The 21361-nt window shown below is 66.8% G+C and carries 19 protein-coding genes; 12 read left to right on the top strand and 7 right to left on the bottom strand.

Annotated elements, in window-relative coordinates; translation table 11 throughout:
• Positions 1 to 243 precede the first annotated feature (243 nt).
• From BAC01S_RS20505 to BAC01S_RS20480, 6 genes are all read left to right on the top strand, one after another.
• Positions 244 to 984, top strand: coding sequence for a 3-ketoacyl-ACP reductase (locus tag BAC01S_RS20505; RefSeq protein WP_027796445.1), 741 nt, complete (start codon positions 244 to 246; stop codon positions 982 to 984).
• A gap of 141 nt (positions 985 to 1125) precedes the next feature.
• Positions 1126 to 1701 (top strand): polyhydroxyalkanoate synthesis repressor PhaR, encoded by a 576-nt coding sequence (phaR, locus tag BAC01S_RS20500; protein WP_027796444.1) that lies wholly within the window; start codon positions 1126 to 1128, stop codon positions 1699 to 1701.
• A gap of 216 nt (positions 1702 to 1917) precedes the next feature.
• On the top strand, positions 1918 to 3255 hold the full coding sequence (gene rimO, locus BAC01S_RS20495; protein WP_043202997.1) for a 30S ribosomal protein S12 methylthiotransferase RimO: 1338 nt from the start codon (positions 1918 to 1920) through the stop codon (positions 3253 to 3255).
• A 5-nt stretch (positions 3256 to 3260) separates the two neighbouring features.
• On the top strand, positions 3261 to 4187 hold the full coding sequence (locus tag BAC01S_RS20490; protein WP_027796442.1) for a sugar kinase: 927 nt from the start codon (positions 3261 to 3263) through the stop codon (positions 4185 to 4187).
• 105 nt (positions 4188 to 4292) lie between these two features.
• Complete coding sequence (locus tag BAC01S_RS20485) at positions 4293 to 4922, top strand: hypothetical protein (protein ID WP_027796441.1); 630 nt, start codon at positions 4293 to 4295, stop codon at positions 4920 to 4922.
• Between the two features lie 52 nt (positions 4923 to 4974).
• A complete protein-coding gene (locus tag BAC01S_RS20480; RefSeq protein WP_027796440.1) occupies positions 4975 to 6159 on the top strand; it encodes a cystathionine beta-lyase in 1185 nt (394 codons plus the stop codon).
• A gap of 82 nt (positions 6160 to 6241) precedes the next feature.
• Here BAC01S_RS20480 and serB read toward each other — a convergent pair whose 3' ends face one another.
• Positions 6242 to 7081: a phosphoserine phosphatase SerB gene (gene serB, locus BAC01S_RS20475; protein WP_027796439.1), complete on the bottom strand. Its 840-nt coding sequence runs from the start codon at positions 7079 to 7081 to the stop codon at positions 6242 to 6244.
• A gap of 225 nt (positions 7082 to 7306) precedes the next feature.
• Between serB and ligD the strand changes: the two genes are divergently transcribed.
• The gene (ligD, locus tag BAC01S_RS20470; RefSeq protein WP_027796438.1) at positions 7307 to 8350 is read left to right on the top strand and encodes a non-homologous end-joining DNA ligase; all 1044 of its coding nucleotides are present in this window, start codon (positions 7307 to 7309) and stop codon (positions 8348 to 8350) included.
• Between the two features lie 248 nt (positions 8351 to 8598).
• Positions 8599 to 9159, top strand: a complete 561-nt coding sequence (locus BAC01S_RS20465; protein ID WP_027796437.1) for a DUF6013 family protein — start codon at positions 8599 to 8601, stop codon at positions 9157 to 9159.
• Between the two features lie 39 nt (positions 9160 to 9198).
• On the opposite strand, the gene BAC01S_RS20460 is transcribed toward BAC01S_RS20465, so the two are convergent.
• Both BAC01S_RS20460 and BAC01S_RS20455 read right to left on the bottom strand, forming a co-directional pair.
• Complete coding sequence (locus tag BAC01S_RS20460) at positions 9199 to 10011, bottom strand: ABC transporter permease (RefSeq protein ID WP_027796436.1); 813 nt, start codon at positions 10009 to 10011, stop codon at positions 9199 to 9201.
• Positions 10008 to 10778, bottom strand: coding sequence for an ABC transporter ATP-binding protein (locus BAC01S_RS20455; RefSeq protein WP_084168712.1), 771 nt, complete (start codon positions 10776 to 10778; stop codon positions 10008 to 10010). Before BAC01S_RS20455 ends, BAC01S_RS20460 begins: the two co-directional genes overlap by 4 nt.
• Before the next feature lie 148 nt (positions 10779 to 10926).
• Here BAC01S_RS20455 and BAC01S_RS32030 point away from each other — a divergent pair, with 148 nt between their 5' ends.
• On the top strand, positions 10927 to 13278 hold the full coding sequence (locus BAC01S_RS32030; RefSeq protein WP_043202990.1) for an AsmA family protein: 2352 nt from the start codon (positions 10927 to 10929) through the stop codon (positions 13276 to 13278).
• Here the strand turns inward: BAC01S_RS32030 and BAC01S_RS20445 are convergent.
• Positions 13275 to 13772 carry a hypothetical protein gene (locus BAC01S_RS20445; protein WP_027796434.1) on the bottom strand — a complete coding sequence of 166 codons (498 nt, stop codon included), beginning with the start codon at positions 13770 to 13772 and terminating at the stop codon, positions 13275 to 13277. The genes BAC01S_RS32030 and BAC01S_RS20445 overlap by 4 nt on opposite strands.
• 374 nt (positions 13773 to 14146) lie before the next feature.
• On the opposite strand from BAC01S_RS20445, the gene BAC01S_RS20440 reads away from it, so the two are divergent.
• The 3 genes from BAC01S_RS20440 to BAC01S_RS20430 all read left to right on the top strand — a co-directional run bounded on the left by BAC01S_RS20440 (position 14147) and on the right by BAC01S_RS20430 (position 18359).
• Positions 14147 to 15766, top strand: a complete 1620-nt coding sequence (locus BAC01S_RS20440) for a sensor histidine kinase (protein ID WP_027796433.1) — start codon at positions 14147 to 14149, stop codon at positions 15764 to 15766.
• A gap of 66 nt (positions 15767 to 15832) precedes the next feature.
• On the top strand, positions 15833 to 16309 hold the full coding sequence (locus tag BAC01S_RS20435; protein WP_027796432.1) for a response regulator: 477 nt from the start codon (positions 15833 to 15835) through the stop codon (positions 16307 to 16309).
• A gap of 70 nt (positions 16310 to 16379) precedes the next feature.
• Positions 16380 to 18359, top strand: a complete 1980-nt coding sequence (locus BAC01S_RS20430; protein WP_027796431.1) for a hybrid sensor histidine kinase/response regulator — start codon at positions 16380 to 16382, stop codon at positions 18357 to 18359.
• Between the two features lie 109 nt (positions 18360 to 18468).
• On the opposite strand, the gene mscL is transcribed toward BAC01S_RS20430, so the two are convergent.
• The 3 genes from mscL to argE form a co-directional block, all read right to left on the bottom strand.
• Complete coding sequence (gene mscL / locus BAC01S_RS20425; RefSeq protein WP_027796430.1) at positions 18469 to 18915, bottom strand: large conductance mechanosensitive channel protein MscL; 447 nt, start codon at positions 18913 to 18915, stop codon at positions 18469 to 18471.
• Positions 18916 to 19059: 144 nt separating this feature from the next.
• The gene (locus BAC01S_RS20420) at positions 19060 to 20070 is read right to left on the bottom strand and encodes a threonine/serine dehydratase (protein WP_027796429.1); all 1011 of its coding nucleotides are present in this window, start codon (positions 20068 to 20070) and stop codon (positions 19060 to 19062) included.
• Between the two features lie 26 nt (positions 20071 to 20096).
• The gene (gene argE, locus BAC01S_RS20415; RefSeq protein WP_027796428.1) at positions 20097 to 21341 is read right to left on the bottom strand and encodes an acetylornithine deacetylase; all 1245 of its coding nucleotides are present in this window, start codon (positions 21339 to 21341) and stop codon (positions 20097 to 20099) included.
• Positions 21342 to 21361 lie beyond the last annotated feature (20 nt).

Genomic DNA, 21361 nt, shown 5'->3' with positions numbered 1-21361 from the left:
TGGCATGGGCGTGGCGCTCGCGCTCGAGCGTTCGTGACATGACAAATACGGCGGGCTGCGGCGCAGCCCGCCGTAGCGCTGGAAGAAGCGGCGTGCGCTGTAGAAAAAGCGGAAGCCCGGCCGCCACGAAGCGCGCCAAGGTGCTGCCTCGAGCGAGGCGCAGCAGCACGGGCAGGAACACAGGAGAGGGCGAGGCCGGGGCAGCCGAACGGCAGCCCGGAAAACGATAATGGAGTTGGGTTTATGTCAGAGCGTAATGCGTATGTAACGGGCGGCATGGGCGGAATCGGAACGGGAATCTGCCAGCGCCTCGCCAAGCAGGGCTTCACCGTGGTGGCCGGCTGCGGCCCGAATTCGCCGCGCCGCGTGAAGTGGCTGGAAGACCAGAAAGCGCTGGGCTTCGACTTCATCGCCTCGGAAGGCAATGTCGGCGATTGGGATTCGACGTGCCAGGCATTCGAGAAAGTCAAAGCCGAAGTCGGCGAGATCGACGTGCTGGTCAACAACGCGGGCATCACGCGCGACGTGGTGTTCCGCAAGATGACGCGCGAGGACTGGACGGCCGTGATCGACACGAACCTCACGAGCCTCTTCAACGTCACCAAGCAGGTGATCGACGGCATGGTCGAGCGCGGCTGGGGCCGCATTATCAATATCTCGTCGGTGAACGGCCAGAAGGGCCAGTTCGGCCAGACCAACTACTCGACGGCCAAGGCCGGCATTCACGGCTTCACGATGGCGCTCGCGCAGGAAGTGGCCACGAAGGGCGTGACGGTCAACACCGTTTCGCCGGGTTATATCGGCACGGACATGGTGAAGTCGATCCGTCCCGACGTACTGGAGAAGATCGTCGCGACGATCCCGGTGCGGCGCCTCGGCGCACCCGAAGAAATCGCGTCGATTGTCGCCTGGCTCGCCTCCGACGAGTCGGGTTTTTCAACCGGTGCGGACTTCTCGCTGAACGGCGGGTTGCACATGGGCTGATCCGGCCGCGCCGCACGTCCTTCCCCGGCGGGCGGCTACGCAAGGATCCACACGGGCGGCGCGCCTCGCTGCACACCGGGGCAGGCGCAGCTTCCTGGCTAGACCGGCGCACAGGGTTGGCCGGACGAACAAGGGCGACATATGACGACTACAAAGAAAACCGCCGAACGACTGATCAAGAAGTATCCGAACCGTCGGCTGTACGACACGGAGACGAGCACCTACATCACGTTGACGGATGTGAAGCAGCTCGTGCTCGATCAGGAGGAGTTCAAGGTCATCGACGCGAAGACCAATGAGGATCTGACGCGCAGCATCCTGCTGCAGATCATTCTGGAAGAGGAAAGCGGCGGTTTGCCGATGTTCTCGTCGTCGATGCTGTCGCAGATCATCCGCTTCTACGGCCACGCGATGCAGGGGATGATGGGCACCTACCTGGAAAAGAACATCCAGGCCTTCATCGACATCCAGAACAAGCTCGCGGACCAGTCGAAGAGCCTTTACGAAGGCAACGCGATGAATCCCGAGGTCTGGACGCAGTTCATGAACATGCAGGCGCCGATGATGCAGGGCATGATGACGAGCTACATCGAGCAGTCGAAGAACATGTTCGTGCAGATGCAGGAGCAGATGCAGAACCAGGCGAAGTCGATGTTCAGCACGTTCCCGTTCAAGCCGACCGCGCAAAGCGCGCCTGAGGGCGACGACAAGAAGTGATCACCCGGAAGTGATCGCGGCGGGCGGCCTGGCAGGCGCCCGCCGCTCAAGCTGTACGCAGCAAAGGAGCGGCGCTCCATATGACATACGGGTAAAATGGCGGATTGGCAAGATCCTCGCGCGGCGCATCGCTCGCCTTGCGCCCCATATCCGGACGTACACGTGAAAAACCCTGTTGAATCAACGACCTCTCGCAACCCTGCTCCGCGTGTCGGGATGGTGTCCCTCGGCTGCCCGAAGGCCCTCGTCGACTCCGAGCAGATCATTACGCAACTGCGCGCGGAGGGCTACGAGATCTCCGGCACCTATGACGGCGCGGATCTGGTCGTGGTCAACACCTGCGGTTTCATCGACGAAGCCGTGCAGGAAAGCCTCGACGCCATCGGCGAGGCGCTCAGCGAGAACGGCAAGGTAATCGTCACGGGCTGCCTTGGCGCGAAGCAGAGCGCGAGCGGCTCGAACCTCATCGAGGAAGTCCACCCGAAGGTGCTGGCCGTGACCGGCCCGCATGCCGTGGGCGAAGTCATGCAGGTCGTGCACACGCATCTGCCCAAGCCGCACGATCCGTTCGTCGATCTCGTGCCGGCCGCGGGCGTGAAGCTCACGCCGCGCCATTACGCGTATCTGAAGATCTCCGAAGGCTGCAATCACCGCTGCACGTTCTGCATCATTCCGTCGATGCGCGGCGACCTCGTCTCGCGGCCGGTTGCCGAAGTCATGCTCGAGGCGGAGAACCTCTTCAAGTCCGGCGTGAAGGAGCTGCTCGTCATTTCGCAGGACACGAGCGCGTACGGCGTGGACGTCAAGTACCGCACCGGTTTCTGGAACGGCAAGCCGATCAAGACGCGCATGACGGATCTCGTCGGCGCGCTGGGCGAACTGGCGGCGCAGTACGGTGCCTGGGTGCGCCTGCACTACGTCTATCCGTATCCGAGCGTCGACGAAGTCATTCCGATGATGGCCGAGGGCCCGTTCAAGGGCCATGTTCTGCCGTATCTCGACGTGCCGTTCCAGCACGCGCACCCCGAAGTGCTCAAGCGCATGAAGCGTCCCGCCAATGCGGAGAAGGTGCTGGAGCGCGTGAAGGCCTGGCGCGAGATCTGCCCGGATCTCACGATTCGCAGCACGTTCATTGCGGGCTTCCCCGGCGAGACCGAAGAGCAGTTCGAAACGCTGCTCGACTTCATCCGCGAGGCGGAGCTCGATCGCGTGGGCTGCTTCGCCTACTCGCCTGTCGAGGGGGCCAGCGCCAACGAGCTCGATGGCGCGCTGCCCGACGCCGTGCGCGAGGAGCGCCGTGCGCGCTTCATGGAGGTGGCCGAGACCGTGTCGGCGAAGCGCATCCAGCGCAAGGTCGGCAAGACGCTCAAGGTGCTGATCGACGAGATCAACGCCGACGGCGGCATCGGTCGCACGGCTGCCGACGCACCGGAGATCGACGGCGTCGTCTACGTCGCGCCGTCGACGAAGGCGTCGAAGCGCTACAAGGTCGGCGACTTCGTCTCGGTGAAGATCACCGGCGCCGACGGCCACGATCTGTGGGGCGAGGTCTGAGCCGTATGCGTGCCGCTGCCCCGCAGGTTCTCGCGTTCGGCGAGGCGATGGTCGAATTCAACCAGGCGTCGCCCGACAAGCCGGAGTATCTGCAGGGTTTCGGCGGCGATACGTCGAACTTCTGCATTGCGGCCGCGCGCCAGGGCGTGCGCACCGGCTTTGTCTCGGCCGTTGGCGGCGATCAGTTCGGGCGTCTGCTGCTCGACCTGTGGGCCCGCGAGGGTGTCGATACGTCCACCGTGCGCGTGGATCCGGCAGCGCCCACCGGCGTCTACTTCGTTTCGCACGGTCCCGACGGCCATGCCTTCGATTATCTGCGCGCCGGGTCGGCCGCGAGCCGATACGCGCCGGGCGATCTGCCGCGTGAAGCGCTTGCGGCGGCGCAAGTGCTGCATCTGTCCGGCATCAGCGTGGCGATCAGCCATACGGCCTGCGACGCGGCGTTCGCCGCCGTCGACCACGTGCACGCCAACGGCGGCCGGGTCAGCTTCGATACGAACCTGCGCCTGAAGCTGTGGCCGCTGCCGCGCGCGCGGGCCGTGATGAGCGAGGTGCTGCGCGTCACCGACATCTGTCTGCCTAGCTGGGATGACGTGGCGGTGCTGACGGGGCTGGACGAGCGCGACGCCATCGTCGACTGGCTGCTCGCACGCGGGCCGCGCGTGGTGGCGTTGAAGCTCGGCAGGGAAGGCGCCTACGTGGCGACGGTCGGAGAACGGCGGCTCGTGCCGGGCCGCGCCGTCGCGGCCGTCGACGCGACGGGCGCGGGCGACTGCTTCGGCGGCGCGTTCGTGGCCCGCCTCGTGTCGGGCGACGATCCGTTCGCGGCGGCACGCTACGCGAACGCGGCGGCCGCGCTCTCGACGCTGGGATATGGCGCCGTTGCGCCGATTCCGCAGCGCGAGGCTGTCGAAGCCCTGCTGGCCGGTTGAGCGCACGCCGCGGCGTGCGGCGACCCAACCCTTTCCATTCATTCAGAAAGACGAGCGGCAAGCGATGCACCGTGAGGTCGCGGCGTACTCGAAGGAAGGAGTCAGATGGAAGTATCGACCTTGAAACGATGGAGCGCCGCATCGCGCGGCGTGGGTTGCGCGGTGCGCGCGTGCGCGCTCGCAGTCGCGGCACTTGCGTTGCCCGTCACGGGTTTTGCGCAGGACACCAGCGATCCGGTGAAGGCGTTGGCCGCGCCGCCCGCGATCCAGTTGCCGCTCAAGCCGAACCCGGAATTCGCGCAGTTTCCGCGCTACGTGGGCATGCTCGGCAAGCGGCAGATCGTGATGCGCCTCGGCCCGAAAACCGATGATCCCAGCGGCGTGCACGGCGAGTACCAGTTCACCGACACGGGCGAAATCATTCTGATTGCCGGCGATCACGAAGGCACGACCTTCGAGGGCGAGGAGTCGAACGACGGCACGCACATCACCGGCAACTGGGTGGGGACGTTCTCGCCCGACGGCACGGTGTCGGGCGAGCGCATGGAAGTGGACGATTCGAATCCGGTCGATTTCGAGCTGAAGCCGCTCGCGGCCGGGCAGCCGGTTCCGCCCGCTTCGGCTTCGCGCGAAGCGGCCGCGGAGCATGCCCAGCCGGCGCAGGCCGCATCCGCGCCGGCGTCCGGCGGCGCCCAGCAGGTCAACGGTGTCAGCAATCTGAGCACTGGCGAATAAGCCCCGGCTCGCCGCCGGCCGATCTGGCCTTCATCGTTTTTTCGATTTCGAAATGAAGAAAACCGACTCCAGCCGCGCATTGCAGACGCGTCTCATCCATCCGCAAGACGAGATCACGCCGGGCTTCGAATCGTTCGCCGCGCCCGTCACGCGGGCTTCCACCGTTGTCTTCCCCGATCTGGCGACGGTGCGCGGACTCGACTGGCGCGACGACTCGCAGTGGCGCTACGGCCTGCATGCGACGCCGACTTCCGCCATGCTGACCCAGCGGCTCGCGGCCATCGAAGGCGGCGAGCACGCGCTGCTGCAGCCCTCGGGGCTCTCGGCGATCTCCAACGTGTACTTCGGTCTCCTGAAGACGGGCGACGACGTGCTGGTTCCCGACAACGTCTATTCGCCCAATCGCGAGCATGGCGAGTGGCTCGAGCGCGATTTCGGCATCACGACGCGCTTCTACGATCCGTTGACGGGTGCCGGCATCGCGGAACTGATCCGGCCGGAAACGAAGCTGATCTGGATCGAGGCTCCGGGCTCGGTCACGATGGAAGTGCCCGACGTGCGCGCGATCACGGCCGTGGCCCGCGCGCGCAACGTGGTGACGGCGATCGACAACACGTATTCGGCGGGCCTCGCGTTCAAGCCGTTCGAGCATGGTGTCGACATCTCGGTGCAGGCGCTCACGAAATACCAGTCGGGCGGCAGCGACGTGCTGATGGGCGCGACGATCACGCGCGAGCATGCCTTGCATCTGAAGCTCAAGCAGGCGCGCATGCGTCTTGGCATCGGCGTTTCATCGGACGACTGCTCGCTCGTGCTGCGCGGGCTGCCGAGCATGAAGGCGCGCTTCGAGGCGCACGACCGCAGCGCGTTCGCGCTCGCGAGCTGGCTCAAGACGCGCGGCGAGATTGCGGCCATGCTGCATCCCGCATTCGAAGACTGCCCTGGCCACGCCGCGTTCAGGCGCGATTTCACGGGTGCCGGAGGGCTTTTCTCCGTGGTATTCGACGAGCGCTACAGCGCCTCGCAGATCGATACGTTCTGCGAGGCGCTCGATCTCTTTGCAATCGGGTGGAGCTGGGGCGGGGCGCACAGTCTCGTCATGCCTTACCACGTCGAGTCGATGCGCACGGCGGCGCGCTGGCCGCATCGCGGCACGCTGGTGCGCTTCTACGTGGGTCTCGAAGACGAGGCGGACCTGCGCGCCGACCTTGAGCAGGCGCTCGCCACGCTCGCCTGAGCGCGAACGTGCCGGAATGAAAACGGCCGCGGCGCGTGATTCGCGCGGCGGCCGCGAGGCTCAAGCAACGGCTGGGAGTCGATCAGAACAGCCGCAGCAAGCCGTCGAGTCCCACGAAATTGAATGCGGCGCTCGCCGCTTCGCGCACCACGGGCTTCGCGCGGAACGCCACCGAAAGCCCCGCTTCCGCCATCATCTTCAGATCGTTCGAGCCGTCGCCCATCGCGATGGCCCGGCTCGGCCCGATACCCAGTTGCGTGCAGGTTTGCACGAGCGTGCGGGCCTTCACGTCGGCATTGACGATTTCGCCGCTCACGCGGCCCGTGAGCTTGCCGTCCACGATTTCCAGCGTGTTGGCATGCGTGTAGTCGAGGCTCAGGCGCGCTTTCAGACGCTCGGTGAAGAACGTGAAGCCGCCCGAAACGAGGAGCGTCTTCAGGCCCGCGGCTTTCGCGCCGGCCAGCATCTGCGTGGCGCCTGGCGAGAGCTGCAGGCGCTCTTCGTAGACGCGTTCGAGCGCGCTCGCGTCGAGTCCCTTGAGCAGCGCGACGCGGCGCGTGAGGCTTTCGTTGAAGTCCTTGATTTCACCGCGCATGGAGGCTTCGGTAATTGCCGCGACTTCCGCCTTCAAACCGCAGAAATCGGCGATTTCGTCGATGCACTCGATCGTGATGAGCGTCGAGTCCATATCCATGGCGAGGAGGCCGAAGTCGGCAAGCGCGCGGCCGCTTTCCACGAACGCATAGTCGAGCTGATGCGTGCTGCAATAGACCTCGATATCGGCGCGCTGGCCAGGCACCGCGTTTTCGATGCGCAGGGCGCATTCGTCGATCGGCGCGAGCCGGCTGCCGCGCGCGAGCGCGAGTAACGGCTTGTGGTGGACGGCAGGCAGCGGAGCGGGGCTCTGGATGACGAGGTTCATGTCGTGCAGGTTGTGGATGAGCAGCGGCGAGGGCGCCGCGTCCTGATGCGCGGTAAATCTCGCCATTGTAACTGCTCGCAGACGGCATCTGGCGGGCGCCCGATGGCAGCGTGCCTTGCAAAGCATGCCCGAAGCCGGATAGACAAAAAAACGATCCGTCCCCACAGTTTTTCGGGACGAAGGCGCCTATTCGTTGCAAAATGAAAGCTTGCCAGGGGAACCGGTATGCAGCACGCTCCCAAGCAGCAACAAGCATCGCCCGCCCGGAAGTCGCGCCGCCCGCGGCCGGCTGCGCAGGATACCGCCGCCGAAGTCTCGCGGATCGCGTCCGCGCCGCGCTCGCCGTCCCGTGGGCGTCACACAGGGGCAGGCACCGAGATTGCCGGCGTTCCGATCACCAGCGAGCGGCGCGTGATCGATCCCGCCAGCGGCATCCACAAGCTCGATCTCGTCCGCTATTACGCGCGCGCGGCGCCACGGCTTCTGCGTCATCTGGCCGGGCGCCCGGTCTCGGTCGTGCGGGCGCCCCGCGGCCTGTCCGGGGACATGTTTTTCCAGCGCCACAATGGACGCCCACCGATTCCCTGGGTGACCGAGCACGAAGACCTCGACCCGGGCCATCCTCCGCTCATCACGATCGATACGCGCGCGGCGCTGATCGGCGCGGTGCAGATGGATGTCATCGAACTGCATACGTGGAACGCGCGGGCCACGGACATCGAGCGGCCCGACCGGGTGGTATTCGACCTCGATCCGGATCCGGCGCTCGGCTGGGACCGCATGATCGAAGCCGCCGAAATGACGCGCGCGCTGCTGCACGATCTCGGGCTCGAATCGTTCTGCAAGACGAGCGGCGGCAAGGGCTTGCACGTCGTCGTGCCGCTCGTGCCGCAGGCGGACTGGGAGGATGCCAAGGCGTTCGCGCGCGCGGTCGCGCAGCATCTGGCCGCGACGGCGCCGACGCAGATCACCGCGACGATGGGCCCCGAGCATCGCAGGAAGCGGATCTTCGTCGACTACCTGCGCAACGCGCGTGGCGCGAGCACGGCGGTCGCGTACGGCGTGCGGGCGCGCAGCGGGATGGGAATATCGGTGCCGATCTCGTGGGCGGAACTCGGCAACACCACCGGCGGCGCCCAGTGGACGCTGCACAATATCGACGAGCGGTTGACGGCCCTGGCCCGCACGGATCCGTGGGCAGGCTATGCGAGCGCCCGGCAGCAGATCACGGCCGAGCTCACGATCGGGCTGGAAGGAAGCGGCAAATAGCAGGGCAGGCGGCACCCCGTGCAGCAGCCCGCCGCGACAGGCGGCGCCGTTCGTTGCGCCTGCAAAATCCCGGGCGTGGCAAGCGGGATAAAACCTGGTCGGCGGGGGGAGAACGTTCGGCGCAAGGCCGCGCGCGGCGAGCTAGACTAGGTAATGGAGCAGGATCCTACGCCATGCGGCGTGCGCCGTTCACAAGGCAGGCAGGTAACGGCGGGCGGCACGCGGCGGCTTTTGTCAGGAGGTGACGCATGCATTGCCACCGCTCGCGCCGCGCTCATGCGGCGCTCGTCCACGCCGCACTCGCGGCCTCGTGCGCGCTCGCGCTGCCCGCGCTCGCGAGCACGCCGATCAACGTGACCTCGAAAACGCCAACGGACGGCCCGATCCGCTACACCGTGCGAGTCACGTCGAAGCAGTTCGGCAACTCCAGCGAGACGCGCACGCTGCGCTCGGGCGATACCGACGACTTCACCTGGCGCACCACGCCCCCGGGCGGCGTCGTGCCGTCCCCTGAAGGTTGTCCCGACAACGCTTCGCTGCCGCTCGACGAGAACGGCGCGATGATGCGGCAGACGCAATTGCGCCTCGCGCCGATTGTCGATGAGCACGGCACGGCCAACGTCGAGGCGATCTTCCGCGCCCAGACGCCGCACGGCACGCACAGCGTCGAAAGCGAGGGCAAGACGCTCACCTGTCCGCAGGTCGTGTCGTATAGCGAGGTCGTCCATTTTCCGATGCCGACCAATGGCACGGTGAAGACGGTCAAGCTCGGCGACGGCACCCTGATCGCGATTTCCGCGCAGCGCTAACAGGTCGTAGCACGAGATCGTTGCACGCCTCGCCGCACGCTATTTCGCGTTCGCGCTTCGCTCCACGAGGCGCGAGGCGAGAAAGCGGTGCTCGGCGGAGAACACGCGCCGGTACGCGAGCAGGACCGCTCCGACGGTGCCGAGCGCCGACGAGGCGGCGATCAGAAACATGATCACGATCTGGTAGCGCACGGCCTGTAACGGCGGCTGGCCCGCCAGCACCTGGCCCGTCATCATGCCGGGCAGGCTCACCACACCCACCACGGCCATCTGGTTCAGCGTCGGGATCATGCCGGCGCGCACGGCTTCGCGCGCGCTCGCCTGGGCGGCTTCCCAGCGCGTCGCACCGAGCGCGAGCGCGCTCTCGACGCGGTCGCGCCGCGCGGTGAGCTCCTGCATCATCCGCTCGACGCCGAGGGACACCCCCGTCAGCGTGTTGCCGAGGATCATGCCGAGGATCGGGATGGCATATTGCGGCTCATACCACGGGCGGATGCGGATCACGACGAAAAGGCCCACCGCGGCGACGAGCCACGCGCTCACCCAGATCGAGACGATGCTGTCGGCGCGCTGACCCGCATAGGTGCGCGCGCCGCGCTGCGCTCCGGCCACGCCCGCGATCAGCGTCATGAGCGCCATGAGCGGCAGCACGACGTACCAGCGGTTATAGGCGAACACCCAGCCGAGCACATAGCCGATGGCGAGCAACTGCACCACGGTGCGCACGGCGGCCCAGGCGAGCTTGCGTTCGAGATCGAGCTTGAGCAGCACGGACACCGCGCCGTTGACGAACACGAGCAGCGCCGCGATCGCCACGTCGCCGAGGCCGAGGTTCTGGAGGACGGAATTCATCGGCTGGCCCCATCGGCGCGAGCGGGGGCGAACGCGGTTTCGCCTGCCGCGCCGAGCGTGCCCGCGGTCATCGTGAGATGCCGGCTGCCTACCCGGGCGGCCTGGGCCGGATCGTGCGACACCCAGACCGTGGCGCGTGCGCCGCGTTGGGCTTCGAACCAGCCGCCGACCAGCGCTTCGACCGCGCGTGCCGAATCGGGATCGAGCGAGGCCGTGGGCTCGTCGAGCAGCAGCGCGTCCGGGTCGAGTTGAAGCACGCGCACGAGCGCGACGATCTGGGCTTCGCCGCCGGAGAGTTCGGACGCATGACGCACGAGGAAGTCTGCCGGGCGGCGTGCGGCATCGAGAAGCGACTTGGTGCGTGCGCCGTCGAACGCAACGTCGCGATAGACGGAGAGCGTGTACGGGTAGCGCAGGTTGTCTTCGACGGTGCCGTCGAGCAGGGCGGGCCGTTGCCGCAGGTAGGCGATATGGCGGCGAAAGCGCGGAATGCTCGCGCGCAACACCGGTTCGCCGCGCCACAATACGGCGCCGCCGTCGAGCGGATCGAGCAGTGCGAGGGCGCGCAGGAACACGCTCTTGCCCGAGCCGGACGGCCCCGTCAGCACGACGCGTTCGCCCGCATGCAAGGCGAAGTCGGCGGGATGCAGCAGGTATTCGCCGCGCTGCCGGGCGCGACGCGCTATCTGGCGCGCTTCGACTAGGGCAACGCGCCTTTCGGCGCTGCCTTCGTTTGGCTGGCTGGAAACCGGTGGTGATCGGGTCATTAAAGGATTGCAAACAAAAAGTGCATGCCCGCCTGCGATACGGCATGATTGCGCACCAGGCAGGAAACAGGAATAAAGCATGACGAAGGCAGGCACGCCGCCTGCTTGCTTCCTGCCTTAAAAAACGACGCAGAATCACGGAGAGCGCATGACGTCACCGCAACCCAAGGCTCGCGGCATTGGCCGCATGCTCGCCAGGATCTTCGCATGGCTTGCGCTCGTTGTCGTCGTCCTCGTCGGGATACTCGTGGCGGTTCTTCTCACCTTCGACTGGAATCGCGCGAAGCCCTGGGTCAACGACAAGGTGAGTGAGGCTATCGGTCGGCCGTTCGCCATCGAGGGCGATCTGAAGGTCGGCTGGCGCGCGCCGGTGGGTGAAACGGGCTGGCGCGCGTGGGTGCCGTGGCCGCGCTTTTCGGCTACCCGCATCGAGGTGGCCAACCCGGACTGGACGAAGTCGCCGCATTTCGCCACGCTCGACGAGATCGACTTCGAGGTCATGGTGCTGCCGCTCCTCGTGCACGACATCGTGATTCCGGCCATCAATCTCGTGAATCCTTCCGTTGACGTCGAGCGGCTTGCCGACGGGCGCAACAACTGGACGTTCAAGCTGGCTTCGTCGAGCGGCCCGTCCACCTGGAAGCTCGATCTGCACGACATCACCTTCGCCTCGGGCAATATTGCCGTCGACGACCGGCAAACGAAGACCGATCTGCGAGTCACCGTCGATCTGCTCGGCCGCGGCATTCCGATTGGCGCCGTGATGGCGCAGCAGGAGGCGACCTCGCGCAGCGAGTCGGCGCAGGCGATCGGCGCGGCCGGCGCCCGTCGGCTCGCGGAGCAGGCGCAGACCCAGCAGGCATCCGAAACGGCGGCCGCGAGTGCGGCCAGTGCGGCGAGTGCCGCCAGCGCCGCGGGCGCCACAGGCGGGGCGAGCACCGTCGGCGCGGCTGCGACGCCCGCATCGGCTTGGGCGAGCACGGCATCGAGTGTTTCTGGCGCTTCAGGTGCTTCCGCCGCTTTAGCGGCAAATGCCGCGAAGCCCGCCCAGCCGTTTTACGCCATCGGCTGGACGCTCAAGGGCACGTACAACAAGACGTCCGTGTCCGGCACCGGCAAGCTGGGCGGCGTGCTCGCGCTACAGGATCCGAAGCGCCCCTTTCCGGTTCAGGCCGACGTGCGGGCAGGCGATATGCATATCGCACTCGTCGGCACGCTCACGGATCCCACCCATCTGGCCGCCGTCGACCTGCGCTTGTGGCTGCAGGGAGCGAGCATGGCGCACCTCTACAACCTGACCGGCGTGACGCTGCCCGAGACGCCGCCGTATGCCACGGAAGGCCGGTTCGTGGGCGAGTTCCACCGCGGGGCGAGCGTGTTCCGCTACGAGAATTTCACGGGGCGCGTCGGCGGTTCGGACCTGAACGGCACGCTCGTCTACACGCAGCGCGAGCCGCGTCCGCTGCTCAAGGGCGAACTGGTATCGAACCTGCTGCAGTTCTCCGATCTCGCCCCGATCATCGGCGCCGACAGCAACGCGAGCAAGGCGAAACGCGGAGATGCCGTGAAGCAGCCCGCCGATCGCGTCATTCCGGTCGAGCCGTTTCGCACCGACCGCTGGAGCGCGATCGACACCGACGTCACGTTCACCGGCCGACGCATCGTCAAGCAGGGCAGCCTGCCGATCTCCGATCTCTACGCGCACGTCGTGATGACGGACGGCGTGCTGTCGCTCGACCCGCTGCGCTTCGGCGTGGCGGGCGGGACGCTGGCCACGCGCTTCACGCTGGACGGCAGCCACGTGCCGCTCAAGGCGCGCGTTTCCGCGCAGGCGCGGCATCTGAAGCTCAAGCAGTTGTTCCCCAACGCCAAGGCGATGCAGTCGGCGCTCGGCGAGATCAACGGCGACGCCTCGCTTTCGGCCACCGGCAATTCGCCGGCCGCGCTCGCGGCGACCTCGAACGGCGAAGTGAAGATGCTGGTCACGCAGGGCACGATCAGCCGCCTGCTGATGGAGGCGGCGGGCCTGAACGTCGCGAATGTGGTGTACGAAAAGCTGTTCGGCACGCAGGACGTGAAGATCAACTGCGCGGCCACCGACTTCGTCGCGACCAACGGGGTGCTCGATCCGCGCGTGTTCGCCCTCGACACCGACGACGCCGTGATCGACATCAGCGGGCCGATCGATCTGCGTGACGAATCGCTGGACCTGAAGATTCATCCGCACACCAAGGGCTTTCGGGTGTTTTCGCTGCGCTCGCCGCTCTATGCCAAGGGAACGTTCAAGAATCCGCACGTCGGCGTGGATGCGACTGCGCTCGCGCTGCGTGCCGGAGCCATGGTCGGGCTCGGACTGATCAATCCGTTCGCGGCGCTGATTCCGCTGATTGCGCCGAGCAATAACCAGCCGCTGGCATGCAAGGATCTCTTTGCGGAAATGCGCGAGCGGCCCGTGGCGCCGCCGCCCGGCAAGAAGATGCGCGCGCCGGCGAAGCCTTAACGCAGCGAGCGCGGTACGGTATCGCCCGTTGCGCCTTGGCGGCGCGTGATGCGTCGTGTGGTCAGGCCGGGGCGGGCTGCGCCGAATTCGGGCAAGATCCGGCCGCGCGCGCGGCTGGCAAACACGAGGAAGCCGAAGCCGTCCGCCTCGTACCAGTAGCCGCCGTTTTCCAGCCCTTCAATGGGCTGCTCGAGTGCATGCGCAATGGATTCGATGCAGCGCCGCCGCAATTCGCTCGTGGCGGGATAAGGCGGCTGCGCGCCGCGCACGCTGCAGAGCAGGACGTCGAGTCCCGGCAGGATGTGGGCGTAGAGTACGGGCTCGTCCTGGGCGCGGGCTCGCGCAATCTTGGTATCGAGCTGTCCGAACGGTTTGAAGTGGTCGAGCACGGCAAGGAACGACTCGTCGCCGTCCGCCTTGACGCGTTTACGCTTTTTCGGGAAGGACATAAAAACTCGCCTGAAAAAGGATTGCAAAAAACGCAGCTGTCCCATGCGACCACTCCCGGTTTGCGCGCCGCACGTCGATCCTTTATAGCATAGGGTTCTGCAGGATTCACGAGGATTCGAGCTTGTCCGAGCCCTCGCGGGTGCCCGCAGTCGCCGTGCCCGACTGCTCGCCGCGCTCTGATGTAGGTATCCCGGCTCTCCTTTTCACTTCTTTCTGTCTCCGTCTCAATAATAGTCCTGCTGACGCGCGCGGTGTGGCCATCATTCGTAAAAAAGCGGGCTTTTGTCATGATTGCGTGGCAGGGGTCACATCCGTTGTCATCCTGATATTTCGCGCCGATAATGTTCGGGTTCTGGTGCCTGCGGTCGACCGGTGCCGCACCGACCCGCCAGTCCGATACCCACGCGCCAGAGCCGTCATGAAACTGTTCACCAAGGGGTTGCTGTTGATCGCGATTCCGAGCGTCATCGAACTCGTGCTGCTTGGCGCCGTGTTCGATACGCAGGAGGCCGCGGTGCGTGCGGCCCAAGGCGAGCAGAACAGCAAGCAGATTCTTTGGCAGGCGTCGAGCCTCGTCGATCCGCTGTTGCGCGAGGCCGCGCGCGTACGGACGGGGATCGCGCTCGACGATCCTTCCTTTATCGACCGTCATGCGGTGTGGACCGAGTTTGCGGACCGCATCGCCTTGCTTTCGCAAATGGTGGCCGACAATCCGGTACAGCTCGCGCGCGTCGATCATATGCGCGCGGCGGCCTACGCCTGGCGCGCCGAGGCCGGCGACATTGCCGATGCGCTGCGCGCCGGCCGCAGCGTTGCTTGGGCGCGCGCGGCTGCCGCCACGCTGCCGCCCGAGATCGAGACGGTGCGCAGCGAACTGGCCGGGTTCATGGCCGAGGAAGCGCGCCTCGATGCGCGGCGCAATGCGTCGTGGCGCGCGACGCGTGCGCGCCTGCAGTACGCGCTGATCGCAGCCGTGCTCGGCTCGATGCTGGTGTGGGGCGTGACTGCCGCGGTATTCGCGCGCAACGTGGGCCGGCGCCTTGCCGCGCTTGGCGACAATGCCCGCCGGCTGGGCGATGGGGTGCGGCTGGCGCCGGCGCTGTCGGGCAACGACGAAATCGCCGAGCTCGACGCGGTGCTGCATCAAACGAGCGTGCGCCTTGTCGACGCCGAGCGTGAGCAGGTCACGCTCAAGCAGCAATTGCAGGGGCGCGCCGCCGATCTCGCGCACGCCAACGAGCATTTGCGCCAGGAGACGCAGGACAACGAGATGTTCATCTACAGCGTCTCGCACGATCTGCGCTCGCCGCTCGTGAATCTGCAGGGATTCTCGAAGGAGCTGCAGGTTTCCTGCGATGACCTGCGCGCGCGCATCGACGCAGCCGGGCTGCCCGCCGACGAGCATCGCCGCGTGACCGAGCTGCTCGACGGCGACGTCGACGAGTCGTTGCAATTCCTGCGCCAGGCGGTGGCGCGCGCGGCGGCGATCATCGACGCGCTGTTGCGGATTTCGCGCGCCGGGCGGCTGGAGTATCGCTGGCAGCGCGTCAACATGGGGCGCATCGTCGAGCGGGTGCTGGTTGGCCTCGACGCGGTGCCCGATGCAGCACGCATCGACGTGCGCGATTTGCCGCCCGCGTGGGGCGATCCCGCGGCCATCGAGCAGATTTTCGGCAATCTGATCGAGAACGCGCTGCGCCATCTCGACCCGCAACGGGCGGGGCGTATCGAGATCGGCGCGCTCGACGTGCGGGCCGATGGGCAGGGGCCCGCCGCGCCGGTGCGCGTGAGTGCGCCGCGCACGCGAACCTATTATGTGCGCGACAATGGCGTGGGCATCCCGGAGGCCTGGCAGCCGAAGCTCTTTCGCGCGTTTCAGCGCCTGCACGGCGGCGATTCGGGCGGCGAGGGCATCGGGCTCGCGCTCGCTCGCCGCATTGCGGAGCGGCATGGGGGGCAGATGTGGGTGGAATCGGCCGAAGGGGTGGGCTCGACGTTCTTCGTCGCGCTGCCCGAGCAACCTTTGCGTGCGGCATGAGCGCTACGGTACGAAGCGGTGCGGCGGCCCGGCCACGAGCCGGTACGTGCCCATCGGGGAGATGAGATGACGGACGAGGAACGGGTCAGCATCGTGCTGATCGAAGACGACGATGGCCACGCGACGCTGGTTGAGCGCAACCTGCGGCGTTCGGGGGTCTCGAATGGCTTCGTGCGGTTTTCGGACGGCCAGGAGGCGCTCGACTACTTCTTCGGGCCGCCTGCCGCAGGAGCCGCCGGGGCGGATGTGCCGTCGCGCGAAGAGCTTGCGAACGTCGTCGTGCTGCTGGATCTGCGCATGCCGCGCGTGGACGGCTTCGAGGTTTTGCGCCGCCTGAAGGCCGATCCGGCCACGGCGTCGGTGCCGGTGATCGTGCTCACCACCACCGACGACCCGCGCGAGATCGAACGCTGCTACGAACTGGGCTGCAACGTGTACATCACGAAACCGGTCGAATATGACGCGTTCATCGAAGCCGTGCGGCGGCTCGGCTTCTTCCTGCAGGTCGTGAAACTGCCGCCGGGGCATCGCTACGCGCGTTAGCGACACCCGGCGGCTCGACGCATCGATCCATCCCCTGCGCAACTTTGACTCCTGGAGGAACGTCCGGCGCATGAACGACGAAGTCACCCTGTTGGCGGGCGCGCACGTGCTGGTCGTCGACGACGACGAAGGCATCCTGCGGCTCGCGCGCAAGTCGCTCGTTCGCGCCGGCGCGCTCGTGGATACCTGCGCGAGCGTGAGCGAGGCGCTTGCCGTGCTTGCCGCCCGCACGCCCGACGTGCTCGTGCTCGACTATCAGCTGGACAGCGCGGAAACCGGCCTTGATCTTTTTCGCCGCCTGCGCGCCCAGGACGTGCGCGTGCCGGCGATACTCGTCACGGGCTTCACGGACGAGTCGCGCGTGATCGCGGCGCTGCGCGCCGGCGTTTCGGATGTCGTGCCGAAATCGGGTGACTACCTCGACTATCTGCCCGAGGCCGTCGCGCGCGTGCTCTCGCAGGTCGCGCTGCAGCGCGCCTCCGACGAAGCGCTGCTGCTGCGCGATCGGGAAGAGCATTACCGGACGCTCTCGGAGGCGCTCCCGCACCTCGTGCTCACTTGCTGCGCGGACGGCAACTGCGATTTCCTGTCGAAGCAGTGGCTCGACTACACGGGTCTCGACGCCCGTTATTCGAACGGCCTCGCCTGGCTCGACGCCGTGCATCCCGACGACCAGGAGGAGATCCGGCTCAGCTGGCTGAAGGCGGTGGCGAGCGGCGCGACCGACTATCGGCACGAACTGCGCATTCGCCGCCACGATGGCGCGTATCGTTGGTTCGATGTCCGTATCGTTGCGATGCGCGATCCGCGCGGCGGCGTGAACAAATGGTTCGGCAGCTGCACCGATATCCATGCGCAGCGCGAGTCGACGGAAGAACGCGAGCGTCTGCTCGCTTCCGAGCAGACCGCGCGCCAGACGGCGGAAGAGGCCAACCGCGCCAAGGACCGCTTCCTCGCGATGCTCTCGCACGAACTGCGTACGCCGCTCACGCCGGTGCTGGCCGGCACGCGGCTCATCGAGCAGATTCCCGACTTGCCGGAGGCGGCGCGCGCGGGCGTGTTGATGATCCGCCGCAATATCGAGCTCGAGGCGCGGCTGATCGACGATCTGCTCGACCTCACGCGCGTGGCCAACGGCAAGCTGAGCCTCGCGCTCGATACCGTGGACGTGCATGAGGTGATCGACGCCGTGCTCGAACTCTTTCACAGCGAGATCCAGGTGAAGCAGCAGGACGTGCACGTCGATCTGCGTGCGCAGCATCATTACGTGCGCGGCGATCGCGCGCGTTTGCAGCAGATGTTCTGGAACCTCGTGCGCAATGCGGCGAAGTTCACGCCGGACGGCGGCCACATTTACGTGCGCACGCGCGACGCGCGCATGCAGGTGCTGATCGAAGTGGAGGACACGGGCATCGGCATCGCGCCGGAGCAGATCGGCAAGCTCTTCAATGCCTTTGAACAGGGCAGCCACAATATGACGCGGCAGTTCGGCGGCCTTGGTCTGGGGCTTGCGGTCACGAAGGCGCTGACCGAAGCACACGGCGGCAGCGTGACGGCGCAAAGTCCCGGCGCGCATTGCGGGGCGACGTTCTCGATCGTCTTGCCCACGGCCGCGCCGGCGCCGGGCGCGGCCGCCCCCGACGATGAGGGCAGCCCGCGCCTGGCGGGCGCGCTCGACATCCTGCTGATCGAGGATCACGAGGACACGGCGGAGGTCATGTCGCAATTGATACGGGGGCTCGGGCATGAGGTGGCGGTGGCCGACAGCGTGGCGAACGCGCTCGCGCTCGCGTCACGGAATCGCTTCGACCTCGTGCTGAGCGATATCGGCTTGCCCGATGGCACCGGCATCGACTTCATTCACGCGTTCCGCAAGCAGTCGGCCGCGCCGGCCATCGCGCTTACGGGCTTCGGCACCGACGACGACGTGCGCCGCTGCCTCGAAGCGGGCTTCACGGCGCACCTCACGAAGCCGGTCAACTTCGAGCACCTCGAACGGCTGATCGAACAGGCGGCGGTGGTGCGCGCAGCGGATCGTCCGGCCTGCTGACGAAAGGGAAGGAAGGGTGCGCAAAAAAGCCCGCGCGGCGTTCATGCCGGCGCGGGCTTTCGTGTGGGCTCTGTGCGGGTATTGGCGCGGACCGCAGCAAGGACGGCGTTCAGCCCCGGCTGTTTTTCAGCTCGTCGCGGATTTCGCGCAGCAGGAGCACGTCTTCCGGCGTGGGCGGCGGCGCGGCGGGCGCGGCTTCTTCCGGCTTGCGCAGGTTGTTGATGAACTTCACCATCAGAAAGATGATGAACGCGAGGATGATGAAGTTGATCAGCACCGTGATGAACGAGCCGTAGCCGAACACGGCCACGCCCGCCGTCTGCAGGTCCTTGTACGAATCGGGGTTGCCCTTGAAGCTGGCAGGAATGTGCCCGAGCCGGATGAACTGGTTCGAGAAGTCGAGGCCGCCCGTGACCACGCCGATAACAGGCATGATCAGGTCTTTCACCACCGAGTTGACGATGGTGGAAAAGGCCCCGCCGATGATCACACCGACGGCGAGGTCCATCACATTGCCTTTGACGGCGAATTCCTTGAACTCCTTGATAATGCTCATGGGCGGGCTCTCCGAGGGAAGGGGCGGTTGACTGTGACTGAATGCCGCAATGATAGCGAACGCGTCCGCGATGCGGTAGCGATTTGACACTTTCTGACGCGCGGACGGCGGCACCGCGCGGCCGCGCCAGGCGCGGATCCGGACTTATGGCGCGCGCACGAGTTGGCCGGCAAGACTTGCCGGGTCGGTATTGGTCCCGCAAAGCAGGACGCCCACGCGCCGTCCCTGCAAGGCGTCGCGCAGCGGCCCGATGAGGCCCGCGGTGGCCGCCGCGCAGGCGGGCTCCACGGCCAGTTTCAGGTGGTCGAACAGCAGCCGCATCGCGGCGCGCAGTTCGTCGTCCGACACCGTGACGATCCGCTCCAGATGGCGGCGGCACAGTTCGTAGCTGTATTGCTCTGTGTGCGGCGCCATCAGCGAATCGGCGATCGAATGCATGTGGCTGATGCGCACCGTATGGTTCGCGGCAAAGCTGCGGCTCATCACGTCGGCGGTGGCGGGTTCGACGCCGTACACGCGCACGCGCGGATTCGCGAGCCGCAGCGCCGTCGCGACGCCCGCGGCGAGACCGCCGCCGCCGATCGGCAGGATCACGGCGTCGAGGTCGCTCGCCTGGGTGGCCCACTCGTAGCCGAGCGTAGACGTGCCGAGCACCGTGCGATAGCCATTGAACGGATGCACGAAATAGCGGCCTTCCTCGGACTCGATGCGCCGGACGATGTCGAAGGCTTCGCTGCTGTTGCCGGCCATGACGATTTCGGCGTGAAAGCGCCGGCACTGCGCCACGCGCGCCGCGCTCGCGGTGGCGAACAGCACGACCTTCGCGCTGATACCGAGCCGCATCGCCGCGTAGGACACGGCGATCGCATGATTGCCGCCCGAGACGCAGGTGACGCCGGCGCTGCGCTGCGCGGCGTCGAGGGCGAGCAGGTGCGTGAACGCGCCGCGCACCTTGAAGCTGCCGCTCGCCTGCAGCAGTTCGAACTTGAAGTTGACGAGCGTGTCTTCGAGCGAGGGCAGGTCGTTGCGCTCGAATACCGGCGTGCGCAGCACCCACGGCGCGAGCGCGAAATGCTGCGAGGCGATCCCGTCGAGCGTGGGGATGGGCTCGCCGTCGATCGTGTGGTCGGTGGGAAGCGGCGTGCCGGTGGACATGGCGGTAGCGGGGCGTGGGTGCGTAATTATCGGGGTTGCGCTTCCAGCGACATGCCGTGGATCAGCTTGCGCAAAAAGCTTTCGCACGCACCCAGTTGCTCGAGCGCGACGAATTCGTTGGCCTTGTGGGCCTGCTCGATGTCGCCGGGGCCGCACACCACGCTCGGAATGCCCGCGCGCGCGAAGAGCCCCGCTTCGGTGCCGTAGGCCACCTTGCGCTGCGACCGGTCGGCCGTGAGCGTGCGCACGAGCTGCGTGATCGCCGCCTGTTCCGCAGCGTCGAGGCCCGGCGCCGCGGCGATCTTCGTGAACTCGATCGCGGCAGACGCGTGCTCGCGCTGCATCTTCGGCAGCAGCATCTCGCGCGCGTAACGCTCGATGCGCGCGAAGATCGCGTCGGGATCGAGCGAGGGCAGGTTGCGGAACTCGAACACGAAGCGGCACTCGGCCGGCACCGTGTTGATCGCGTTGCCGCCTTCGATCGTGCTCGTCTGCGAGGTCGTGAACGGCACGTCGTAGAGCTCGTCGAACGGGCCGTTCGCGCGGAACTCGTCGGCCAGGTCGCGGATATGGCAGATGAGGCGCGCCGCGTATTCGATGGCGTTCAGGCCGCGCGGCGTGAGCGACGAGTGCGCCGCGTGGCCGCGCACGCAGCACTGGTACGCGTTGATGCCCTTGTGGGCGACGATGGGGCGCATGCTCGTGGGCTCGCCCACGATGCAGCCTTCGGGCTGCACGCCGCGCTTCACGAGTTCCTCGATCATGAAGGGCGCGCCCGCGCAGCCCACTTCCTCGTCGAAGGAGAGCGCGAGATGGATCGGTTTCGCAAGCTGCGCGCGCTGCATCTCGGGCACGAGGGCAAGCGCGGCGCCGATGAAGCCTTTCATGTCGCAGGTGCCGCGGCCGTAGAGCAGGCCGTCGCGGATTTCGGGCTTGAACGGATCGCTGTCCCACTTCTGGCCATCCACCGGCACGACGTCCGTGTGACCCGAGAGCACGATGCCGCCGTTCGTCGCGCCGTCGTGCGCGGGCAGCGTCGCGAACAGGTTGGCCCATCGGCCGTCGCGGCCGTGGGTGAGCGTCGACTCGATGCCGCGCGCGCGCAGATCGTCGCGCACCGTCTCGATCAGGCCGAGATTCGGGTGACGGCTGACCGTGTCCATCGACACGAGCCGGGTAACCCAGGGAAGCGAAATGGGGACGGCGGAGGAGGCGGAAGAAGCGGCGGCGGGCGACTGGGTGGATTGCGCTGATTCAGCGGCGACGGACATGGCGGGGCTCCAGCTTGCTA

This window comes from Paraburkholderia acidipaludis NBRC 101816 (assembly GCF_000684975.1).
In the GTDB taxonomy this organism is placed as follows: Bacteria; Pseudomonadota; Gammaproteobacteria; order Burkholderiales; family Burkholderiaceae; genus Paraburkholderia; species Paraburkholderia acidipaludis.
The sequence above is the reverse complement of the archived record's forward strand: the minus strand, read 5'-3'. Positions and strand labels throughout refer to the sequence as shown.